Below are 19,733 nucleotides of genomic sequence, written 5' to 3'. Positions count from 1 at the left end.
AATCGACAGTCCGGAACCCTAGGGTCCGGGCTGTTTTTCTTTGCGCTTCATGATCACCCACGATGTATCGAATCCAGCGGGATCCCGGAATTTCGCAGTTCCGTCGGTCCCGATCTCTAACTCTAGAGGCTTGGGCTCGCTCTCCGGGGGCAACGCTCGGTTCATCTGTGTCTTTACCGTGAGAAGAGCTTTGTTGGCCTGATAGGCGACATCGCCTGTACTCGGAATACCGTACTCCTCAAGCTTGAAAGTGCCGTCGGATTTGATTTCGAGGTTGACCGGCTTGAGCGTGTTCTGAATGTGAGTGGGCATGTTGGCTTCGTTGGCGAGCTTGCGTATCCCAACCCAACTGCCGACGAACCGCGACTCGCCCCCCCCGCAGGCTGCTCCAGCTATAATCACGAGGATGGCCGCCGTTGCTCCCGATGCACACCGTTCCATGGGTTTGAATGATACCGAGCATGCACTCATCTGCAATCTGCTAGGGCGTTCACCCACCCTCACCGAGCTTGGAATGTTCGCGGTGATGTGGAGCGAGCATTGTGGCTACAAGTACAGTCGACCGATTTTGTCGTACTTCAGCGGTTACAAGAAGGCGCTGGAAGGGGATGGCCTTGAGAATGCCGGGATCGTCGACATTGGGGACGGCATCGGCATCACGATGAAGGTGGAGTCCCATAATCATCCGAGCGCGGTAGAACCTTACCAAGGAGCGGCAACGGGTGTCGGGGGCATCATACGAGACATTTTCACGATGGGCGCGCGCCCCATCGCCTCACTGAACTCGCTTCGCTTCGGACCGATCACTCCCGGCTCGGCTCCCGATGAGGTTGTGAAGCGCAATCAGTATCTTTTCAAAAGAGTCGTGGCTGGAATAGGCGGCTACGGGAACTGCGTGGGAGTGCCAACCGTTGCAGGCGAGGTCTTCTTCCACCCTCGCTACAGTGGCAATCCGCTCGTCAATGCAATGAGTGTAGGGGTGGTCCCAGTGAACCAGATCGCCACAGCCAAAGCGGCGGGGATCGGCAACCCAGTGATCTACCTCGGGTCTGCGACGGGCAAGGACGGTATCCACGGTGCGACCTTCGCAAGCGATGCGCTCGATGAAGACGGCGCGGACAAGCGACCGAACGTGCAGATTGGCGATCCGTTTGCGGAGAAGCAGCTCATCGAGGCGACCTTGGAGGCACTCGAGACCGGAGCAGTGATCGCAATCCAAGACATGGGCGCAGCAGGCATCACGTGCAGCACGACGGAGATGGCGAGCAAGGGCGGAGTGGGGATGCACATCGAGCTGGCCCGGGTGCCAGCGCGGGAGGCGGGCATGTCTGCCTACGAACTCATGCTCAGCGAGAGTCAGGAGCGGATGCTTGCCGTCGCAAAGAAGGGACGTCAAGATGAAGTCCTTGCCATTTTCCGGAAGTGGGGTCTGAAAGCCGAGGTTATTGGCACGGTCACCGAGGGACCGTTCGTCGAGATCTTCTACCACGGAGAGCTTGTGGCGCAGGTGAACCCGAAGCATCTGACCGACGAGTGCCCCACCTATTCGACCGCCATCGAGGTTCCGGAGTATCACCGAAGCGCGCAAGAGTTCGACGCAACCGGGTTGGCGGAACTGCCACTTAGCGATTCGCTCTTAAAGCTAATGGGCTCGCCCAACCTGGCGAGCAAGCGCTGGGTGTACCAGCAGTACGATACGCAAGTCCAAACCCAGACGGCACTCCCGCCGGGAACGGCCGATGCGGCGGTACTGGCGCTTCGTGGATCCAAGCGGGGCATTAGTCTCAAGATCGACGGCAACGCGCGCCAGACATACTTCGATCCGTACGTGGGCGGGTTGCTTGCGGTGTGCGAGGCTGCCCGGAACGTTGCTTGTACGGGGGCGCGGCCACGCGCGGCGACCGATGGCCTGAACTTCGGTAACCCCCAGCTCGGGCATGTGTACTGGCAGTTTGAGCGCGCGGTGCGTGGGATCGCCGATGCTTGCGAAGCGCTCGGTACCCCTGTGTTGAGTGGAAATGTCAGCTTCTACAACGAGAGCAATCTTGGGGAGGTCCTTCCGACTCCGCTGATCGGCATGCTGGGCGTGCTCGAAGACGCCAATCGCCGAATAGGATCGGCCTTGCCGACGCGCAGGGCCGACTTGATGCTAGTCTCTACACCGCTCGATGAGATGCGACACGACGCCCTGGGGGCGAGCGAGTACTTAGCCACTGTCCATGGGATTGAGGACGGACTTCCGGTCGCACCCAATCTTGCGGGAGAATTGTCGCTCATCGATTTCCTAGTCCGTGCGGCCGAAGGATCGCTTCTGGAGGCGGCGCACGATGTCAGCGAGGGCGGCGTGGCGGTGGCGCTTGCAGAGATGGCAATTCCGAACACAGTTGGCATCATCGCGAGTCTAAAAGGTGAGCCATTCGAGTTTTCGAACCGAAAAGATGCTAGGTGGTTCGGCGAAACGCCAGGGCGAGCCGTGATTGCAGTCCGCGCTGAGAACGCGAGTGCAGTTGCTGACCTCGCAGGCTTGGTCGGCGTGCGCTTGAGTCACCTAGGTAAAGCGAGACCCGAAGAACCTCGGTTCGAGTTGGATGAAGTGAAGCTGAACCTGGAAGATTTGCGATTGGTATTTCAGCGATCCATTCCGCAAACTATGGGAATAATGGAGTCATAGCGTCACGGGCTGAATGTTTGTGATGGGGAAAATAGAATGAGAACAATTTCTAAGTGGGTACTCGGTGGGTTGATGGCGATGGTGCTGATGGCGCCTGCGCTCGCCCAGTCATCTCCTGAAATCACGAAGCGAGTCATCGAAGCGACGGCCATCTACAAAGAAGGCAAAGTTGATGAAGCGCTGGCGCGATTCCAGGACTTACAAAAGGATGCCCCGGAGAACGCAGATGTGCTCTCGTGGCTCGGCTTCATCTACCTGCGAAAGGATATGGCTGGCGATGCCGTCCCGGTGCTTGAGAAGGCACTGGCGATCCGAGGAAACGATCTCGAAATTCGAAACAACCTGGGTAACGCCTATGTCGCCACCGGCCAGGATGACAAAGCTCTTGAGCAGTACAGCGAGATCGCGAAGCTCAACACTCGACTTTACGAGCCGCACTACAATATCGGCGGTATCCACCTGCGAAAGCAGAACTATGCACAAGCCGTTGATGCCTATAAGAAGGCGCTAGAGCTCAACAAAAACGACGGATTCGTCTACAACAATTTGGGGTTGGCGTACGAAGGCGTGGGTGACTATGCCGAGGCGGCAAACTGCTACGGCAAGGCGGTCGACCTGCGACCCGATTCGGTGCTTTTCAACCGAAACGCTGGCTTCGCGAACATGCGATTGAACCGGCCGAAGTCGGCCATTACGTACCTTGAGAAGGCAAGTGCCGGCGAAACGGATGCGGCAACTTCGCTCGCGCTCTCGCAGGCTTACGCTGCCGAGGGCCGCGCCGACGACGCAAAGCGAACCCTGGAGGCGGTTGAAGCAGCCCTCGGAGACTCTTCGACCTACTGGTACAACGTGGGCGTCCTGCGCACGCGCACTGGCGATATCGACGGCGCAAAGGTCGCGTACGAGAAGGCCATCGCGATGAACGATGCCGATGCCGACTCGCTGAATAACTATGCGTTGTTGCTCTATCGCAATGGTGAGTACGCAGCAGCCCTGCCAGTTTTCGAGCGACTCGTGGCGCTGGACCCTGCCAATGGTCAAAATCAGCTGAACGTCGCCGCCTGCGCGCTCAAGTCGGGAGACTTGGACAAGGCAATGGGTATCTGGCGCGGGTTCCTGCACAAGACCCCCAAGCGAGACGACATCCGCTTGGATTTCGCTTCGGCGCTGTGGAAGAAGGGCGACTATGAAGGAGCCCGGTACCACTACGTCGAAGTCACGAAGTCTCAGCCGAACAACGTCCGCGCGCTCAACGGCGTGGGCCTTTACCAGTACCAGATGGACAAACTGGACGACGCCTCGAAGACGTTCCAGCGCATTCTGAGCCTGGATTCGAGCTTCTTGCCCGCTTACAATAACCTCGCGGTGACCTACGAGCGGCAGAACAGAATGGCTCAGGCCATTGCTCTGCTAGAAAAAGCACTCGCAATTGATCCAAACTTTGAAGACGCCAAGAGAAATCTTGAGCGAATGAAAAAGTAGGGCTCTCGCGATTGCGAATCAGTATCCTCGTTAACGTTCATAGAAACGATGCCGTTGAGGCAGCACGGAGCACGACGCACTTCCTGAAGGGGCGTCGTGCTCTTGTGGGTTCTGAGCTCGATGTGGCGGCGTTGATCGATGCCCAACCCCTGCCAACTGAGGAACTCGGCGACGCCGACCTGATGATTTCTTTCGGGGGTGATGGCACCCTCATTCGTGCTTCGCACCTGTGCGCAGCCCGAGGCACCCCAGTCCTGGGTGTTTACTTCGGGCGCTTTGGGTTTGTCACCCAATGCCAACCTTCCGAGCTTGGTGCCGCGCTGAGCTTGTTCTTCGATGGGCAAGCAAAGGTTCAGGAGCGAATGATGCTCCAAGTCGAGCTCTTGCGCCACGGCAAATCGGTCGCAACGTTGCATGCACTCAACGAAGCGGTTCTCCAGCGCGCCGCAACCGCTCGCATGCTGAATTTTGAGGTAACCGTCAATGGCCGGTTCCTGAACTCTTATCCGGCGGACGGCGTCTTGGTCGCCACTCCGACTGGCTCGACGGGCTACAACCTCTCTGCGGGCGGACCCATCGTTGAGCCGACCCTGCAGTGCATGATTCTGACGGCCGTCACGCCGCACACGCTGAGCACCCGTCCGCTTGTGCTCGCGCCGACTTCCAACGTCCATATTCAGATCGAAACTCGCGGCGACGCGGTCCTTTCATGCGACGGTCAGAGTAGGTTGCAGATGCTTAGCGGAGACGCCGTCAGCGTCAGCCGGTCGGAGCGGACGACGCGGCTGATCGCGCTCGATGACGAAGACTTTCTCGCCAAGCTTACTGACCGATTGCTCTTTGAGCGGCGGCAGCCGCCGGTGGGGGATTAATGTCGCTCCTGGACATTCAGAACCTGTGCGTCGACTACGTAAACGGTTCGCAAGTCATGCGGGCGGTGAACGACGTATCCCTGTCCGTCGAGGCTGGCGAATGCGTCGCGGTCGTGGGCGAGTCGGGCAGCGGCAAGACGACGCTGATCCGGGCGATTTTGGGGCTCCAACCGATCACCAGCGGCACGATCGACATTCAGGGAGCGCAGGTACGGGGCGTTTCGCCTAGGCAGGCCGCACGCGTCGGAGTCGTGTGGCAAGACCCTTACGCCAGCCTCGACCCGCGCTGGACGGTGAGGCGCTCAATGCTTGAGCCGTCGAGCGTCACCGGCACTCCGATTGATGTTGATACACTGATCACGAGCGTCGGACTCTCGGCCGAGATGGCAGATCGGTACCCACACCAACTGAGTGGCGGGCAGCGTCAGCGCGTGGCAATCGGACGGGCTATTTCGCTCAAGCCACCCCTCGTTCTGTGCGACGAGCCCACGGCGGCGCTTGACTTGAGCGTTCAAGCCCAAATTCTGAACTTGCTCAAGGACCAGCAGCAGGAGCTTGGGTGCGCGTATCTGTACATCTCGCACGACCTTGTGACCGTTCGGTACTTGGCCCAGCGGGTCTTCGTGATGAAGGCAGGCGTGGTGGTGGAGTCGGGCGACGTGCAGGACGTCTTCGAGAGGCCGCAGCATCCCTATACGCAGGAGCTGCTCACCTCTGCGCCCCGGCTTGAACTGGCGTGAGCAGGTAACATGCCGTCCATGCTGGATGAACTCAGGGAGCTTTGGCGCTTTCGTGAGTTGTTGTTGACCTTGGTCGAGCGCGAACTGCGCATCCGGTACAAGAACTCGGTTCTCGGGTTCATGTGGTCGCTCCTGAACCCACTCCTGACCATGGGAGCGATGTACGTCGTTTTTCGGTACTTTTTGGGCAACCAGACTCCGAGCTTCAGCGCGTATGTCTTCGCGGCGTACCTGCCGTATATGTTCTTCCAGTTGGCGCTCATGGACAGTTCGCAATCCGTTTTGGCAGCCTTGCCGGTCGTGAAGAAGGTCTACTTCCCCCGCGAGGTGCTACCGCTTGCGAGCGTCCTGAGCAACTTCATACACTTCTTGCTTGCGTTGACGGTGTTCTTTGCGTTCTTGCTCGCCGTTTGGATGCGGCACCCTGACCGGACGCCCTTCCAGCCCTCGCTGGTTTACTTGCCGTTCCTGCTGATCATTCACCTCGCTTTGACCACCGGCTTGGCGCTCTTCATCTCGGCGATGAACACGTTCTTCGAGGACGTGAAGTACATGGTGGGTGTGACGCTGTACATCATGTTCTTCTTTTGCCCAGTGATGTACTTCAGTGAGCAAGTCCGCTATGCAAACGCGGTCCCCGCAAAGTACTCCGATCTGGTCTACACGCTGTACCACCTGAACCCGGTGGCGATGATCTGCACCGCATTCCGCAAGGTGCTCGTCGCCCCGGTTGATCCGAAGATTGGCGATCGGGTGTTGCCATACTTGCCGCTTGACGTGCCGCTGCTGCTGGTCGCATCCGCGATCTCCTTCCTGGTCCTGATCGGTGGTTACGCCGTTTTCAACCGCATGAAGTGGAGATTCGTGGAGAGACCATGAGCGAAGCAGCGATCTCGGTTCAAAACCTGACGAAGATCTTCCGCGTTAGCCACAGTGGATCGAACTCGCTGAAGACTCTATTCCTTTGGTGGCAGCGCCGAAAACTAGAGTCGCACACCGTGCTGCGAGACATCAGCTTTGAAGTCAAGCGCGGCGAGTGCGTGGCGGTTATCGGCTCAAACGGAGCAGGGAAGAGCACTACGCTTTCGCTCATTGCTCGGGTCTACAAGCCGACGTCGGGGACGATTCATGTCAACGGACGTGTCGCTCCGCTTCTTGAGCTTGGGGCCGGATTCCATCCCGACCTGACGGGAGCAGAGAACATTCTCTTTAACGGTGTGATCCTCGGTTTAACCCGAGCCGAAGTGCACGGGCGGATGGACGCGATCATTGACTTTGCGGGGGTGCGCGAGGCGATCCACGCCCCCGTGAGGACGTATTCGAGCGGCATGCTGGCCCGGCTCGGGTTCAGCATCGCGGTGCACGTCGATGCCGAGATTCTGATCGTCGATGAGGTGCTTGCTGTTGGCGACAAGGACTTCGAGCAGAAGTGCTACGCCCGCATTGAGGAGTTTCGCGTCGCGGGCGGGACGATCTTCTTTGTCAGCCATAACCCCGACGCCGTTCGCCGCGTCGCGAATCGTGTGCTGTGGATTCAAGAAGGGCAGATCAAGATGGAAGGCGCACCTGACGCTGTGCTCCAGGCTTACCTTTCTTCGGGTCCGAGTCCGAAGTAGTTCTGCACTTCCGCGCTCCGGAAGGTGAGGATCATCGGCGCGCAGATCGGAACCCAAATGCAAGAACCCGCGCTCACCGCCAGGTTGGTGAGATGCAAGACGTAGGCGGTTCGATTGATGGGGAGTACCAGTAAGACCGCATATGAGATGGTGAGCACGATTCCGGTGAGGAACAGGAGTTGCTTGGTCCAGCCGATTTCGATCGGTCCCAGAACCCCCAAGTCGAGTTGGGACGGAATCGCAAGCACGGCGAACGTCAGCCCAAGATTGAGAATGAGCATGGCGATACAAAAGTAGCCGTACAGGCGGACCGATTTTGGGGCGGCGGATCGAAACATCCTGCCTAGTCTTACCCCCAGTCGTCCACAATCGTGATGTGAGGGTCCCATTCGATAGTCTGTGCCTGGCATGCGCCGTCTGGGAAGGGCGGGCGATGGGCATGCCTGCAAAGGTGCAGAAGGTCGTTCAGATTGACGAATGGACCGTAGGTATTGAGCTCTACGCCGGCTCCTCTACGTGGCTGACGCTCTGCTGGCACCCCGAACGTGCGCGCGTTCTGCGGAGTACGCAGCGGCCCCCGCGTGGAACAGAACTGTCACCCTTCGGGCAAGAGTTACGGCGACACCTGATCCCGGGTGCGTTGCTCAGCTGGGCGCAAGTTGGCCAGGACCGGATCACGCACTTGGAGTTTGAGGGGCCCGAGGAGTCGTTCACCTTGATCGCCGAACTCATGGGTAAGCACTCAAACGTCATGCTGGTAAGGAGCAACGGGCACCTAGCGGCGGCGGCGAAGTGGCTGGGTGCAGGGAAGACCAAGCGGCCTATCTTGCCAGGGCGTTCGTATCTGCCTCCGCCCCTGAGCCCGCGCCCCTCGATCCTAGGCGCGGCTTCGATGGATGAAGCCGCGGACTGTGAGGGAGTTTCGCCGTTCTTGCGCAAGTGGATGGAGGCTGGAGGATTGCCTGCGGTGCAGGCTGCTTTTGGAGCATCGCGATTTGCTCCATCCGGCACCGGCGCGGCGGCGTACCCGCTGGATTTGTCCCGGCTCCTTGCTGGTGCGCGTCCCTTACCCGGCTTCTCAGACGAGGCCGAGGCGGTGTTTTCGAAACTCGCCACGCAAGATCTCGGTGGACAAGAGCGGCGGTTCCTGGTGACGCAGCTTCGGCGCGCGGAGCTTGCCAAGTCGGTGGCAGTGCAAGACTTGGAGCAAGCGAGCGACACGGCCGCACGGGCAGGAAGTCTGCAGCTGCAAGCGGAGCTGATTCTCGCCTACATGGCGAGCATCAGGCCTGGCGACACCCAGTTGCAAGCGTTCGACTACGAGGGTCGCGAGATGGTCATTCCGCTCCGCGCCGACTGGACCCCCAAAGAGAACGCCAATGCGCTCTTTCAGAAGGCGAAGCGGGCCAAGTCTGCGATCGGTTTGGTGACCGAACAGCTTGCTCGCAAGCAAGAGGAGCTCGTCTCGATTCGCAGTTGCTTGATAATCTTGCAGGATGAGACCGACTTGGCGGGGCTTGTTTTCTGCCGGAGAACCGCAGAGGAACGCGGCTGGCTCCGCTTGGCAGCCGCCCAAGCGAGCAAGAAGCCAAGCGAGCGGCCGTTCGAAGGTCATCCCATCCGCGAACTCGCGACGCCCGACGGGTGGGCCATCTTGGTGGGAGAAAGCACGGCAGCCAACGATTACCTGACAAGCCGAGTTGCCAAGACGAACGACTGGTGGCTACACGTGCGAGGGGGGCCGTCCGCGCATGCGATCATACGTACCATGAATCAGCCAGACCGGGTGCCGCAGGCGGCCATTCGGTACGCGGCATGGGTGGTTGCGAAGCACAGTTCCAGTAAGCACAGCAGCGTCGTGGCCGTGGACTACACTCTCAAGAAGTACGTACGGAAACCAAAGGGATCAGCCCCTGGCCTAGCAACCTACACCCACGAAAAAACCATCCACGTGGACCCGACACAACCGATTAGCTGAGCCGGGCGACGATCGCGTCACCCATCTCGGACGTTGTCACGATTCGATTTCCAGGGGTGAAGATGTCAGGAGTCCGAAGATTCTCCTCCAGCGCGCTGTCGACCGCTCGCTCAATGCGGGCCGCGCCTTCGTCGTCACCGAAGGAGTATTTGAGCATCATTGCGCCGCTAAGAATCGCCGCAATCGGGTTCGCCTTGCCTTGGCCAGCAATGTCGGGTGCGCTGCCGTGGACCGGCTCGTAGAGTCCGAACACATTGCCACCGTGTTCCGCCCCGAGTGATGCGCTCGGCAGCAAACCCAGCGATCCGGTGAGCATGGAGGCCTCGTCGCTCAGGATATCTCCGAACATGTTCTCGGTCAGGATCACATCAAACTGGTACGGATCCCGAATAAGCTGCATCGCGCAGTTGTCAACCAACATGTGGGTGACCTTTACATCCGGGTTCAAGGCTGCTCGTTCGTTGACGACCTCGCGCCAAAGCCGACTGGTTTCCAGAACGTTTTGCTTATCCACGCTCGTGACTTGGCCTTTGCGCTGGCGCGCAATGCGAATCGCCATATCAGCGATGCGGCTCACTTCATCACGTGTGTAGATGCACGTGTCGAGGGCCGTGTTGCCATCGGCGGATCGTTCGCGATGGCCAAAGTAGATCCCACCGGTAAGTTCGCGCACGACGACGAGATCGAGCGTGCTTCCGGTGCTCTTGAGCGGGCTTGCTTGCAGGAGTGTGCGCAACACCTTGGCAGGTCGAACGTTTGCAAAGACGCCTAGCTCCGCACGAATCTTGAGAAGTCCGCCGATTTCAGGTCGAACCTGAGGGTCAAGGTGGTCCCACTTCGGGCCGCCGACCGCGCCAAGCAGCACCGCGCTCGCGTTCTTGCAAAGTTGGAGTGTCTCTTCGGGAAGGGGTGTACCGTGGCGGTCGTAGGCCGCGCCCCCAACTACGGCTTCTTGGAAGGAGAGATCGGGTCGAGCAGCAGCCAGAACCTTGACCGCCTCCTGAGTTACCTCGACGCCAATCCCGTCGCCGGGCAACACTGCAACGGTGAGAGACATAACCGGATTATGGCACCGAAGGAGCGAGCGCGAGGATGCCGCGAATGGCTTCCGCAGCGACGGGCAACACCTTGCCTCGGTGGCTGATCTGGTGCTTCTCGGCCGCTGTGAGATCCGCCATGGTGCAGCCACGCTCGGGAAGGAAGAAGATCGGGTCGTAGCCAAACCCGCCCGCGCCGGACGACTCATGAGCGATAATCCCTTCGCACGTCCGCTCGAAAACAAGGGTCTCCAAGCCATGGGCGGCAATGGCCACGCAGCATCGGAAGCGCGCGGATCGGGCGTCGCCTTCGACGCCCGCGAGCCGCTCAAGGATGACCTGCATCTTATGGGGGAACGGGGTCTCCTCGCCTGCAAACCGCTTGCTGTAGATCCCGGGCTCGCCACCCATCGCGTCTACTTCCAGACCTGCGTCGTCCGCGATGCAGAGCTCGCCGGTATGCGCAGCGGCGGCCTCGGCTTTGATCTTCGCGTTCTCGGCATACGTCGCCCCGGTCTCCTCGGGTTCAGCGGCGGGCGGGAAATCCGCGAGCGTCTGGATCGTCACCCCGGGCAACAGGTCCGACAGCAGGGTGATCATCTCGCCGCCCTTCTTGAGGTTATGCGTTGCGACGACCAGGACCGGATTCATATCTTGGCGATTGCCTCTTTCTGTAAGTCGATCAGCTGGCCGATCCCCTTCTTCGCGAGGGACAGCATCTTGCCGAGCGTCTCCGCCGTAAACGGTGCGGCCTCGGCGGTGCCTTGCACTTCGATGAACTTGCCACTCTGTGTCATTACGACGTTCATGTCGGTGTGCGCCGTCGAGTCTTCGGCATAGTCCAAATCGAGCACTTCCAAGCCTTTGACGACGCCGACGCTGATCGCCGCAACCGGCTCTTGGATCAGGATACGCGGAATCATCCGCTGCTTCACCATCCAATCCATGGCTTGGTACAGCGCGACGTAGGCGGCGGTGATGGCGGCGGTGCGGGTGCCTCCGTCGGCGCGCAGCGCGTCGCAGTCGATAGTGATCGTCCGCTCGCCCATAGCATCCAGATCTACCATCGTGCGAAGGCAGCGGCCGATCAGGCGCTGAATCTCCATGGAGCGGCCGTTCGGGCTACGGTTCGTGTCACGCTGGTTGCGCTGGCGACCCGAGCGCGGGAGCATTGAATACTCGGCAGTGACCCATCCCTTGCCTTGGTTCTTCATGAACGGCGGGACGCGGTCTTCGACGGTGGCGGTCACGAGCATGTGGGTGTCCCCCATCTCGATGAGGCACGAGCCCTCGGCGAACTTTGCAAATCCGGGAGTTAGAGTTATAGGACGAAGTTCGTCAGGAGCACGGCCGTCATGTCGCATCGCCGTATTTTACTTTGCGACGAGCAGGGCAAGCGTCGCGGCGGCGACCGCCGAGGTCTCCGTACGCAGAACACGTGGGCCGAATGTCATGGAGCGATGGGCGATGGCGGTCACTTCGCGCGGTGCCCAGCCGCCTTCCGGTCCGATGACCAGCGTCACTTCGTCGTCACTGTCCAAGATCGCTGGCTTCTCAACGGAAGCAAGTTCGCTCAGAACGCAGGCTTCCGGAAACTCTTCTAGCACAGCGCCAAGGCTTGGCGCATGTCGTATGACGGGAACGCGGGCACGGTACGAGAGTTCTGCCGCCTCACGGGCGATGGTCGATAGGCGTCGCATTCGGTCGGCCAGCTTGTCGGGCGTCCACTTCACAACCGAGCGATCGGCGGAAAAGAGGATGAACTCGGAGACTCCGATCTCGGTGGCCATCCGTACGATCTCTTCAAGCTTGTCCGCCTTGGGCAGGGCCTGGGCAAGGCGAACAAAGCGCTTCGGCTCGGTATCGAGCGGGTGGCGCGAACGAACGACGGCGCTACGGCCGCGGAGTTCGCACACCCAAAGGGTGCCGTCGTTGGGAAGCGCTCCGAAGAAATCGCCGGTGCCCAAACGAAGCACTTTACGGAGTTTGTTCAGGTCGTGCTCAGGAATCTCGATGTCGTCGACTTCGGGGTCGAGTCCATCGATGAAGAACCTCGGCAGCGACCTTAGCGGCGGAAGTGAGCGGCTGTCCATTCGTTCTCCTGTTTGCGCTCCACTAGAATGAATCCTGCCCGCTCGGCAGCTTCGAGCACATCGGGCCAGTTGCCGTCGATGACGCCACTCACGATCCAAGATCCGCCGGATTTGACGCGCGTTGCGGTCTCGGGGGCGAGCCGAATGAGGGCGGCGCTAATGATGTTCGAGAGTACAAGATCGTACTCGCCGGGCGGGAAATCGTCGAAACCCTTGCTCTCAGCTGCCATCAGCGCAATCCCGTTGCGCTCCGCATTTTCAAGGGTGGAGATGACGCAAGACGCCTCGATGTCGCCCGCGTGGATGCTTGCAGCCCCAAGCAAGCCGGCGCCGATGCTCAGGACGCCACTGCCGCAGCCGACGTCGGCGACGCTGACCCCCTGAACCGGAAGCGTCTCTAGGAGCTCCAGGCACATGCGCGTCGTCGGGTGGTCGCCCGTGCCAAAGCTCTGACCCGGATCGAGCACGATTACTAGGTCATCTGGGCCGCTCGCGAACTCCTCCCACGTTGGGCGGATGACGAAGCGCTTGCCAATTCGGCGTGGTACGAAGAACTGCTTCCAGCTTTCGGACCAATCCTCCTCGGGTACCTCGGAGATGGTGACATCAGCGGCGGCTTCCCGGAGAGAGGTGGTGAGCGCTTGAAGCTCGTCTTCGGTGGGTTCAAAAAGGTAACCGCTCATGGTCGGAGGTGTGTCCGACTGGACCGTGCCGCCGATGCCATGTCGCTCAAAGAGGTCGTGGATTCGGGACCAATCTTCGGGGGCTTGATCCAATGTTGCGGTGATCTGAGTCCAGACTTTCATTTCTTCTTCTTGAAAAGCCCGCCGAGGATACCGGAAGAACCGGCGGGAGCGTCTTCGCCTTGCAGCGCGGCGAGCTCACGGATGAGCTTCTCCTCAGCATCAGACACCTTCTTCGGTATCCGAACGGTGACGCGGACGTAGAGGTCTCCGCGAGTTCCCCCGTGGAGTGGCGGGAGGCCCGAGCCTCGTACCCGCAACGTCTCTCCTGGTTGGGTTCCAGGGCCGACGGTGAGGCTGACCTGCTCGCCCACGCCGTCAATCTCAAACTCATCCCCAAGGGCTGCCTGCGCATAGCTCAGCTCTACCGCGGTCTCCAGGTTTGTACCGTTGCGCCGGAATCGCTCGTCGGGTCGGATGGTGATGAAGACATACAGATCGCCTGCTTGGCCACCCAAAACTCCGTCGGAGCCCTTTCCAGGGACCCGCATTTGTGCGCCATCCGACACTCCAGCGGGAATGGTGACGGTTAGCTCTTCGTCTTGCGCGATGAGCCTTCGGCCATTACACTTCTTACAGCGGTTCTTCACGACCACGCCTTCGCCGTTACACGTTGGGCAAGTGGTTGAAGTGCGGACTTGGCCGATGAAGGTTTGTTGAACTCGAGTCACCTGGCCGGACCCTCGGCACTCCGAGCACGTGTCTGGCTTGGTGCCGCCCTCGGCTCCGGTGCCTTTGCACTCGGGGCAGGCTGCCATCCGGCGGTACTTGACGCGTTGCTCGGTCGCGGTTAGCACGTCTTCGAGGTTGATGGCTGCATCGGCACGGAGATCATCTCCGTCTCGGCCCGGGCCCTGTTGGCGTCTCCCACCGGCTCCACCGAAGAACGACTCGAAGATGTCCTCGATGTTGATGCCGCCGCCAGCGCCTCCGCCTCGGAAGAATGGATCTTGCTGGGGATCGGCGGAACCGTACTGGTCATAGCGCGCACGAGCTTGCTCGTCGGAGAGGACTTCGTACGCTTGGTTGATCTCTTTGAACCGCTCTTCGGCTTCGGCGTTGCCCGGGTTCAGATCCGGGTGATACTGACGCGCCAGCTTGCGGAAAGCAGACTTGATGTCCGCTGCCGATGCATCGCGTGGAACGCCTAAGACCTCGTAGAGATCTTTCGCCATGGCCGGTGCTTAGTCGTGCGCGTCCGGATCTTCCTCGTCGTTCTCCTTCTCGGCGAGGTCATCCAACGAAAGCGATTCGCCCTCTTCGGAGGACTCGGACTCGACGGTCACGTCGTCCTCGAGCAGGTCCGTAAGGCTCGCGGCAGGTTCCTCAGATGGATCGTGATCGTCCTCGTGGTCAACTTCGTCCATGAGCTCGTCATGTCCGATTTCGTCCAGTGAAGGAAGTAGGATTCCAAATTCTGCGGGCACGGTCTCGTCGCTGATGGCGGCGTTCAAATCGGCTTCCACAGCGGCGGAGTCGATCTCTTCCACACCCAGGATCGGTCGAATCTTGCCCTGGGCGATTTCGGCCAGCGCAATCGTGATCGGGTGATTGGATTCGCAACGCACCAAGGGAGGGGCACCATCCTTCAACTGCTTTGCTCGGCGCGCAGCCAAGTTCGAGAGAACAAACTGACCGTACTCGTAGTCGTTGAGGATGTCTGCAAGTGGCAGATCGGGGCCTTGTTGGGAAGTCATCGGAACTTCATAGTGTACCGAACCGAGAACCCTAATTGCAACGAAATGCATGCGGCGGTAGACTCGATGCTACGTGTATCCAACGTTGCCCCCGATATCGCCCGAGATCCTCACGATGGCTGCACGGCAAGTGTCCGCCGAGGTGCGTCCGGCGCTACCTACCGACTCGACCCTAATGATCGAGTTTGCGGGAACCCAGACGTACGATGCAGAAACTCAGATCGTCGAATGCCGCGGCGGGGTCGTCGCGCACTACGGACCCACGACGCTGCGCGCGGAGACCTTGATTCTCAACTACCAAACCAAGCAGGGCGAGGCAACAGGCGAGGTCGTTTTGGAGGATCCTGAGGGAACTCTTTGGACGAAGAACCTAAAGTTTGATTGGGGGAAAGGGACCGGGACCGCCGAGGATGTCGTCATCAAGGGCGCGGGCATGAATGGCCGCGTTGCCCGGGTCGAAATCTCCCCAGAGAAGTGGACTCTGTTCGGGGTGTACGGGAGCCCAAGCGGACGCCGAACTCCCGATATCGCCTTACGTTCAGCCCGCATCGTGCTTTCTCCGGGGCGGCGTGGGGTGATGCAAAGTCCACAAATCATTCTCTTCGGTAAGCCGCTACCAAAACTGCCGACCAGCACATTCTCGCTGGACAAACGTGTGGGAGGCTTGCGAATTCCCGCGATTTCGTTCCGGCGAAAGTCCGGGCTCGGCGTTACCTGGTCGAGCGGATTCTTGCTTGGGGAGAACCTCGCGTTGAGCGCGGCCTACAGCGCATTTCCATCGACCCTGCCAACAGCCGAAGTCGCACTGACCCGCAGTTCAGTCCCGCCCTCCAAAGCCACTGGTTTCATAACGCCACGCACGGAACTCGCGGAACGCGCGAATAACGGTTACATGAACAACATTGTGGTGCAGCATCCGGCCGATGAAGATAACCGGCTTCGCTCGGAGCTCCAGAACCTTACGGTGCTGAGCAGTTGGAACCTCGGGACGTCTGCTCGCCTGTCCGATCAGTCGTCGGTGAGCAAAGCGTGGGAACTATCCGCGGAGCACGGCGGGGGAGTCGCTGGTTTCGGTGCATTTGCGCAAGCCCGGGTGCATCAGATTCGCGAGAGCTCCGAGACTCCGTGGCGAGTGAGATCAATTGTGAATGGCACGCTCCAGACGCCAGTAGTCAAGATTGGCAAAGTGGCCGAGTTGCGACTGCGCGCCGACGCGCTTGCGACTGCGGGCGGCGGAGATGGCGGGTTTGGCTGGATCCGCGGCGAGGCAGGGGTCTCGTTCAGGCCGCAACGATATGTACGCCTCGGTGCCGCCTACGTTCGCGGGAAGGAGTATGGCTCGCCATTGTTCTTGATGGACCGGCTGTACTCACGTGAGGCGCTTCATGTTCGGGGTGACCTGCTGCTCGGCAACATCTGGGTTTCGAGTCTGATGAAGTACGACGTTAAGCGAAGTCACTGGTATGACACCGAGTTCGGTTTCAGCTTTGTCGCCGGTAGTTTTGAACCGTACATCACCACACGGCTTTTCCCACGCGAGACGCGAATCGGGTTCCGCCTCCGCATCGATCTACTGATGGGCAAGCTCACAAGTCGGTCCCAGAAACGACCAAGCTCCCGCGATGGAGCAAAGTCCAAGTCGCGGGAGTAGGGATCTGGTTTGCGCGAAATCTGCTAAGCGGCTTTTTGCTCCGCCAGCCGGCTAAGTGCACAGACGCGGTCGAGTCGAATGTCGCCGATATCGGTGATCAAGCACGGGCCGTACATCGGCACAAAGTTGACATCGAACACCTCGGCAATCTCGTTGACTTCCTCGCCTCGGCGATTCGTGTAGGTTAGATCGACAACGAGCCCAACAAACGTCTTTGCATCAGAGATCAGCATTTTCTGAGTTTCCCTCTCAAGTATGTCCAGCGTGTCCGCCGGTACCGATCAAGTTCCGTGATCAGGCCGCCCGGAACCAGGTAAGGCGCGCAGTTTCAGAGCGGCAGATGTCGGTCCGGTACAATCTTCAGCGTGGAAAAGATCCTGCTCGCCGCGCCACGAGGGTTCTGCGCTGGAGTCGCCTTTGCGATCGAAGTTGTGGACCTGGCCCTCAAGATTCACGGAGCACCCGTGTACGTGCGGCACGCGATCGTGCACAACGAGTACGTCGTGCGCAGCTTTGAATCGCGAGGGGTCATCTTTGTTGAGAACATCGAAGACATTCCGGCGGGATCGGTGGTCGTGTTCAGCGCGCACGGCGTGTCGCCCGCCGTTCGAGCCGCCGCCGCGGAGCGTAACCTCACCGTGATCGACGCCACCTGCCCGCTCGTGACCAAGGTTCACAACGAAGCGAAACGGTTCGCCTCCAAGGACTACCACTTCATCTACATCGGCCATCGTGGACACGTGGAAGCCGAGGGAACGATGGGCGAGGCACCGGGACGGATGTATCTGGTCGAGACTCCGGAGGAAGCAGAAGAGCTTCAGATTCCCGACCATGAGAAGCTGGCAGTGCTTACTCAGACGACCTTGAGCGTCGATGAGGTGCAGGCCACGATGGCGGTTCTGAAGCGTCGTTTCCCGCACCTGGATACTCCGGCCAAAGAGGACATTTGCTTCGCCACGACAAACCGACAAGCCGCCGTTCGCCGCATGGCTGGAGAGTGCGATCTTGTCATTGTCGTCGGGAGCCAAACTTCCTCCAACTCAAATCGACTGAGGGAAGTGGCCGAGTCGCTCGGGGCCGAGGCCCACTTGATCCTGTCCGTGGACCAGGTCCAACAGCACTGGCGCACAGACTATAAGACGGTAGGGATCACCAGTGGGGCATCTACTCCGGAGACGCTCGTCGAAGACATCATTGGAGCGCTGATTCAGGATCAGCCGCAGACGCCCATCGAGATTCTCGAAACCGTAAAGGAAGACGTCAAGTTCCTTCCTCCGCGGGACCTTATCCAGCTCGCCTTGGCAAGCTCATGAACTGCCGCGCGTCATGCGCAGGGTGACGCCAGCTGTCTCGGCGATGAGCGGGGCGGGTGGTAATCGCTTGGCAAGGCTTATCTGCACGCTCGTGGCCTGAGGGTATCGATCGAGTAGCTTTCCCGCCACGATGTGCGCCAGATACTCGACGGTCTTGAACTGCGTTTCCTGAATGGTCTCAGCAGCGGTGATCCCGGCGTCGCCGTAGTCTACGGTCGCGCTGATGTCGTCCGTTCCAGCTACACCGTCCTTGACTTCGAACTCAAGATCAGCGATGTAGCGATGACCAACCGCTCTCTCCTCGGCCGTTACGCCGTGGTGGGCGTAAACCTCAATTCCTCGTATAAATACTGTCATAGGTCGTTCCAGCAATACGGTGGGGCCTAGACTCCGGCCGGGTTCCTATGCTACACTATCGCTACAATTTGCGATGCCCGAGCTAGGCGGCATTGGCCGCTTTTTTTGTCGCAGGAGCGCGACGCAGGAACGTAAAACTAGGCATGGATATCTTTGGACACCTCAATCAGATTGCGCAGGAGCGAGACATTCCCGTCGAAGAGCTTGTACACGAACTGGAAGAGGCGCTGGCAGCTTCGTACAAGCGGTACGTGGCAGCACGTGACGGTTCCGTCACCGTTCACCTAGATGCGAAGAAGGGATGGACATGCAACATCCAGAAGGAAATCGTGGGTGAAGTCCTCGACCCATCGATCCAGATGAGCCTGTTGGATGCGCGGAAGCGAAAAGCAGATGCAGAGATCGGCGACTTTATCGACGTTGAAGTGGACCCGAACCGCTTCGGACGGATCGCAGCCCAGACCGCCAAGCAAGTTTTGACTCAGAAGCTGCGGGAAGCCGAGAATCGCAAGATCCACGACACGTTCAGCGAGAAGCTGAATGACGTCGTGAGCGGTACCGTGATGCGCCGCGAGGACACCGTTGTTTTCATCCAAGTCAACCGCGTTGAGGCTGAGCTGCCCAAGTGGGAGCAGGTCCCTACCGAGCCATACCGACTGAACGACCGGATTCGCGTGTACGTCTTGCGTGTGGACGACAGCCGCCGCGGTTTGAAGGTGATCGTTTCGCGCACCCACCCGAACTTGCTCCGCAAGCTTTTCGAGTTGGAAGTGCCAGAGATCGCCGACGGAATCGTCGTCATCCATGGCGTGGCCCGCGAAGCCGGTCAGCGCAGCAAGGTGGCCGTGGCCTCGACCGACGAGCGCGTAGACGCAGTGGGTGCCTGTGTGGGCCCGCGCGGCAGTCGCGTGCAGTCGATCGTGGACGAACTTTACGACGAGAAGATCGATATTGTGCCGTTCAGCGATGATCCGAAGACCTACATCATGAACGCGCTCAGTCCAGCAAAGGTAAACAATATCAAGCTGGATGAGGAAGCACGCAGTGCGTTTGTCGTGGTGCCCGATGGACAGCTTTCGCTGGCCATTGGCAAGGGCGGGCAGAATGTCCGACTCGCCGCTCGACTTACCGAATGGAAAATTGACATCCGCAGCGAGTCCCAGCTGGCGGCGGAAGCCAGCGAGAAGAAGCCAGCAGGCGGGGAGCAATGATTGCCCGAGCCAGCAGCCGATCCGATAAGGTCATGCATCGCATGTCGTAACAGGGCATCACAGTCCGCTCTGATACGGGTGCGTCCAGACTGGGCGGCCCGTCTTATGTTTAGTAAGGCGTCGTCCGGACGTTCGGCATACGTGTGTGCGAGCGTCGAATGCATCGATAAGGTGGCAAAGTCCAGCCAACTGGCCCGGGCTATGCGCAAGCAAGTATCGCGTGAGGATCAGGACTGGATTGTCGATGCGTTAAGGAGCGAGTTAAGGTGAGT

Annotated in this window: 22 protein-coding genes; 11 read left to right on the top strand and 11 right to left on the bottom strand. The window is 59.7% G+C overall.

Annotation, left to right across the window (positions count from 1 at the left end; all coding sequences use genetic code 11):
- Nucleotides 1-18: 18 nt before the first annotated feature.
- Nucleotides 19-441 carry a hypothetical protein gene (locus JNM85_10365; GenBank protein ID MBL8088456.1) on the bottom strand — a complete coding sequence of 141 codons (423 nt, stop codon included), beginning with the start codon at nt 439-441 and terminating at the stop codon, nt 19-21.
- Here JNM85_10365 and purL point away from each other — a divergent pair.
- From purL to JNM85_10335, 6 genes are read left to right on the top strand one after another with little or no spacing between them, the layout of a single operon-like run.
- Nucleotides 407-2,671 carry a phosphoribosylformylglycinamidine synthase subunit PurL gene (gene purL / locus JNM85_10360; protein MBL8088455.1) on the top strand — a complete coding sequence of 755 codons (2,265 nt, stop codon included), beginning with the start codon at nt 407-409 and terminating at the stop codon, nt 2,669-2,671. The two genes, JNM85_10365 and purL, sit on opposite strands and share 35 nt — an antisense overlap.
- 36 nt (nt 2,672-2,707) lie before the next feature.
- Nucleotides 2,708-4,153, top strand: coding sequence for a tetratricopeptide repeat protein (locus JNM85_10355; protein MBL8088454.1), 1,446 nt, complete (start codon nt 2,708-2,710; stop codon nt 4,151-4,153).
- 11 nt (nt 4,154-4,164) lie between these two features.
- Nucleotides 4,165-5,025, top strand: coding sequence for an NAD(+)/NADH kinase (locus JNM85_10350; GenBank protein ID MBL8088453.1), 861 nt, complete (start codon nt 4,165-4,167; stop codon nt 5,023-5,025).
- On the top strand, nt 5,025-5,765 hold the full coding sequence (locus JNM85_10345; GenBank protein ID MBL8088452.1) for an ABC transporter ATP-binding protein: 741 nt from the start codon (nt 5,025-5,027) through the stop codon (nt 5,763-5,765). The genes JNM85_10350 and JNM85_10345 overlap by 1 nt, the downstream gene beginning before the upstream one ends.
- Nucleotides 5,766-5,783: 18 nt before the next feature.
- A complete protein-coding gene (locus JNM85_10340) occupies nt 5,784-6,644 on the top strand; it encodes an ABC transporter permease (GenBank protein MBL8088451.1) in 861 nt (286 codons plus the stop codon).
- Nucleotides 6,641-7,381, top strand: coding sequence for an ABC transporter ATP-binding protein (locus JNM85_10335; GenBank protein MBL8088450.1), 741 nt, complete (start codon nt 6,641-6,643; stop codon nt 7,379-7,381). Before JNM85_10340 ends, JNM85_10335 begins: the two co-directional genes overlap by 4 nt.
- Here the strand turns inward: JNM85_10335 and JNM85_10330 are convergent.
- The gene (locus JNM85_10330; protein ID MBL8088449.1) at nt 7,351-7,719 is read right to left on the bottom strand and encodes a hypothetical protein; all 369 of its coding nucleotides are present in this window, start codon (nt 7,717-7,719) and stop codon (nt 7,351-7,353) included. The genes JNM85_10335 and JNM85_10330 overlap by 31 nt on opposite strands.
- Before the next feature lie 38 nt (nt 7,720-7,757).
- On the opposite strand from JNM85_10330, the gene JNM85_10325 reads away from it, so the two are divergent.
- Nucleotides 7,758-9,359 carry an NFACT family protein gene (locus JNM85_10325; GenBank protein MBL8088448.1) on the top strand — a complete coding sequence of 534 codons (1,602 nt, stop codon included), beginning with the start codon at nt 7,758-7,760 and terminating at the stop codon, nt 9,357-9,359.
- Here the strand turns inward: JNM85_10325 and leuB are convergent.
- Genes leuB through rpoZ form a run of 7 tightly spaced genes read right to left on the bottom strand, consistent with a single transcriptional unit; the run spans nt 9,352 to nt 14,929 of the window.
- Nucleotides 9,352-10,416, bottom strand: a complete 1,065-nt coding sequence (gene leuB / locus JNM85_10320) for a 3-isopropylmalate dehydrogenase (GenBank protein ID MBL8088447.1) — start codon at nt 10,414-10,416, stop codon at nt 9,352-9,354. The two genes, JNM85_10325 and leuB, sit on opposite strands and share 8 nt — an antisense overlap.
- 7 nt (nt 10,417-10,423) lie before the next feature.
- Nucleotides 10,424-11,047 (bottom strand): RdgB/HAM1 family non-canonical purine NTP pyrophosphatase, encoded by a 624-nt coding sequence (gene rdgB / locus JNM85_10315; GenBank protein MBL8088446.1) that lies wholly within the window; start codon nt 11,045-11,047, stop codon nt 10,424-10,426.
- A complete protein-coding gene (rph, locus tag JNM85_10310; protein MBL8088445.1) occupies nt 11,044-11,760 on the bottom strand; it encodes a ribonuclease PH in 717 nt (238 codons plus the stop codon). Before rph ends, rdgB begins: the two co-directional genes overlap by 4 nt.
- Before the next feature lie 9 nt (nt 11,761-11,769).
- Nucleotides 11,770-12,489 (bottom strand): 16S rRNA (uracil(1498)-N(3))-methyltransferase, encoded by a 720-nt coding sequence (locus tag JNM85_10305; protein ID MBL8088444.1) that lies wholly within the window; start codon nt 12,487-12,489, stop codon nt 11,770-11,772.
- A complete protein-coding gene (prmA, locus tag JNM85_10300) occupies nt 12,462-13,295 on the bottom strand; it encodes a 50S ribosomal protein L11 methyltransferase (GenBank protein ID MBL8088443.1) in 834 nt (277 codons plus the stop codon). The genes JNM85_10305 and prmA overlap by 28 nt, the downstream gene beginning before the upstream one ends.
- On the bottom strand, nt 13,292-14,407 hold the full coding sequence (gene dnaJ / locus JNM85_10295; GenBank protein MBL8088442.1) for a molecular chaperone DnaJ: 1,116 nt from the start codon (nt 14,405-14,407) through the stop codon (nt 13,292-13,294). The genes prmA and dnaJ overlap by 4 nt, the downstream gene beginning before the upstream one ends.
- Nucleotides 14,408-14,416: 9 nt before the next feature.
- Complete coding sequence (gene rpoZ / locus JNM85_10290) at nt 14,417-14,929, bottom strand: DNA-directed RNA polymerase subunit omega (protein MBL8088441.1); 513 nt, start codon at nt 14,927-14,929, stop codon at nt 14,417-14,419.
- A 115-nt stretch (nt 14,930-15,044) separates the two neighbouring features.
- On the opposite strand from rpoZ, the gene JNM85_10285 reads away from it, so the two are divergent.
- Nucleotides 15,045-16,580: an LPS-assembly protein LptD gene (locus tag JNM85_10285; GenBank protein ID MBL8088440.1), complete on the top strand. Its 1,536-nt coding sequence runs from the start codon at nt 15,045-15,047 to the stop codon at nt 16,578-16,580.
- Between the two features lie 23 nt (nt 16,581-16,603).
- Here the strand turns inward: JNM85_10285 and JNM85_10280 are convergent, their stop codons facing one another.
- Nucleotides 16,604-16,813 (bottom strand): hypothetical protein, encoded by a 210-nt coding sequence (locus JNM85_10280; GenBank protein MBL8088439.1) that lies wholly within the window; start codon nt 16,811-16,813, stop codon nt 16,604-16,606.
- 132 nt (nt 16,814-16,945) lie between these two features.
- On the opposite strand from JNM85_10280, the gene ispH reads away from it, so the two are divergent.
- Complete coding sequence (ispH, locus tag JNM85_10275) at nt 16,946-17,893, top strand: 4-hydroxy-3-methylbut-2-enyl diphosphate reductase (GenBank protein ID MBL8088438.1); 948 nt, start codon at nt 16,946-16,948, stop codon at nt 17,891-17,893.
- Here the strand turns inward: ispH and folB are convergent.
- Complete coding sequence (folB, locus tag JNM85_10270) at nt 17,888-18,250, bottom strand: dihydroneopterin aldolase (protein ID MBL8088437.1); 363 nt, start codon at nt 18,248-18,250, stop codon at nt 17,888-17,890. The genes ispH and folB overlap by 6 nt on opposite strands.
- A 143-nt stretch (nt 18,251-18,393) precedes the next feature.
- Here folB and nusA point away from each other — a divergent pair, with 143 nt between their 5' ends.
- A complete protein-coding gene (nusA, locus tag JNM85_10265) occupies nt 18,394-19,461 on the top strand; it encodes a transcription termination/antitermination protein NusA (GenBank protein ID MBL8088436.1) in 1,068 nt (355 codons plus the stop codon).
- Entirely contained in the window at nt 19,462-19,731 is a 270-nt protein-coding gene (locus JNM85_10260) for a YlxR family protein (GenBank protein MBL8088435.1), read from the top strand. It begins immediately after the preceding gene.
- Nucleotides 19,732-19,733: the final 2 nt, after the last annotated feature.

It is taken from the genome of Chthonomonas sp., assembly GCA_016788115.1.
GTDB lineage: Bacteria > Armatimonadota > Fimbriimonadia > Fimbriimonadales > Fimbriimonadaceae > UBA2391.
This window is presented reverse-complemented; position numbering and strand designations above follow the sequence as displayed.

What these genes read in the sequence shown, in the direction of transcription:
- purL (MBL8088455.1), top strand. Translation starts at nt 407, where the DNA reads ATGGCCGCCGTTGCTCCCGATGCACACCGTTCCATGGGTTTGAATGAT.
- JNM85_10365 (MBL8088456.1), bottom strand. Translation starts at nt 441, where the DNA reads ATGGAACGGTGTGCATCGGGAGCAACGGCGGCCATCCTCGTGATTATA.
- JNM85_10355 (MBL8088454.1), top strand. Translation starts at nt 2,708, where the DNA reads ATGAGAACAATTTCTAAGTGGGTACTCGGTGGGTTGATGGCGATGGTG.
- JNM85_10345 (MBL8088452.1), top strand. Translation starts at nt 5,025, where the DNA reads ATGTCGCTCCTGGACATTCAGAACCTGTGCGTCGACTACGTAAACGGT.
- JNM85_10340 (MBL8088451.1), top strand. Translation starts at nt 5,784, where the DNA reads ATGCTGGATGAACTCAGGGAGCTTTGGCGCTTTCGTGAGTTGTTGTTG.
- JNM85_10335 (MBL8088450.1), top strand. Translation starts at nt 6,641, where the DNA reads ATGAGCGAAGCAGCGATCTCGGTTCAAAACCTGACGAAGATCTTCCGC.
- JNM85_10330 (MBL8088449.1), bottom strand. Translation starts at nt 7,719, where the DNA reads ATGTTTCGATCCGCCGCCCCAAAATCGGTCCGCCTGTACGGCTACTTT.
- leuB (MBL8088447.1), bottom strand. Translation starts at nt 10,416, where the DNA reads ATGTCTCTCACCGTTGCAGTGTTGCCCGGCGACGGGATTGGCGTCGAG.
- rdgB (MBL8088446.1), bottom strand. Translation starts at nt 11,047, where the DNA reads ATGAATCCGGTCCTGGTCGTCGCAACGCATAACCTCAAGAAGGGCGGC.
- rph (MBL8088445.1), bottom strand. Translation starts at nt 11,760, where the DNA reads ATGCGACATGACGGCCGTGCTCCTGACGAACTTCGTCCTATAACTCTA.
- JNM85_10305 (MBL8088444.1), bottom strand. Translation starts at nt 12,489, where the DNA reads ATGGACAGCCGCTCACTTCCGCCGCTAAGGTCGCTGCCGAGGTTCTTC.
- prmA (MBL8088443.1), bottom strand. Translation starts at nt 13,295, where the DNA reads ATGAAAGTCTGGACTCAGATCACCGCAACATTGGATCAAGCCCCCGAA.
- dnaJ (MBL8088442.1), bottom strand. Translation starts at nt 14,407, where the DNA reads ATGGCGAAAGATCTCTACGAGGTCTTAGGCGTTCCACGCGATGCATCG.
- rpoZ (MBL8088441.1), bottom strand. Translation starts at nt 14,929, where the DNA reads ATGACTTCCCAACAAGGCCCCGATCTGCCACTTGCAGACATCCTCAAC.
- JNM85_10285 (MBL8088440.1), top strand. Translation starts at nt 15,045, where the DNA reads ATGGCTGCACGGCAAGTGTCCGCCGAGGTGCGTCCGGCGCTACCTACC.
- JNM85_10280 (MBL8088439.1), bottom strand. Translation starts at nt 16,813, where the DNA reads ATGCTGATCTCTGATGCAAAGACGTTTGTTGGGCTCGTTGTCGATCTA.
- folB (MBL8088437.1), bottom strand. Translation starts at nt 18,250, where the DNA reads ATGACAGTATTTATACGAGGAATTGAGGTTTACGCCCACCACGGCGTA.
- nusA (MBL8088436.1), top strand. Translation starts at nt 18,394, where the DNA reads ATGGATATCTTTGGACACCTCAATCAGATTGCGCAGGAGCGAGACATT.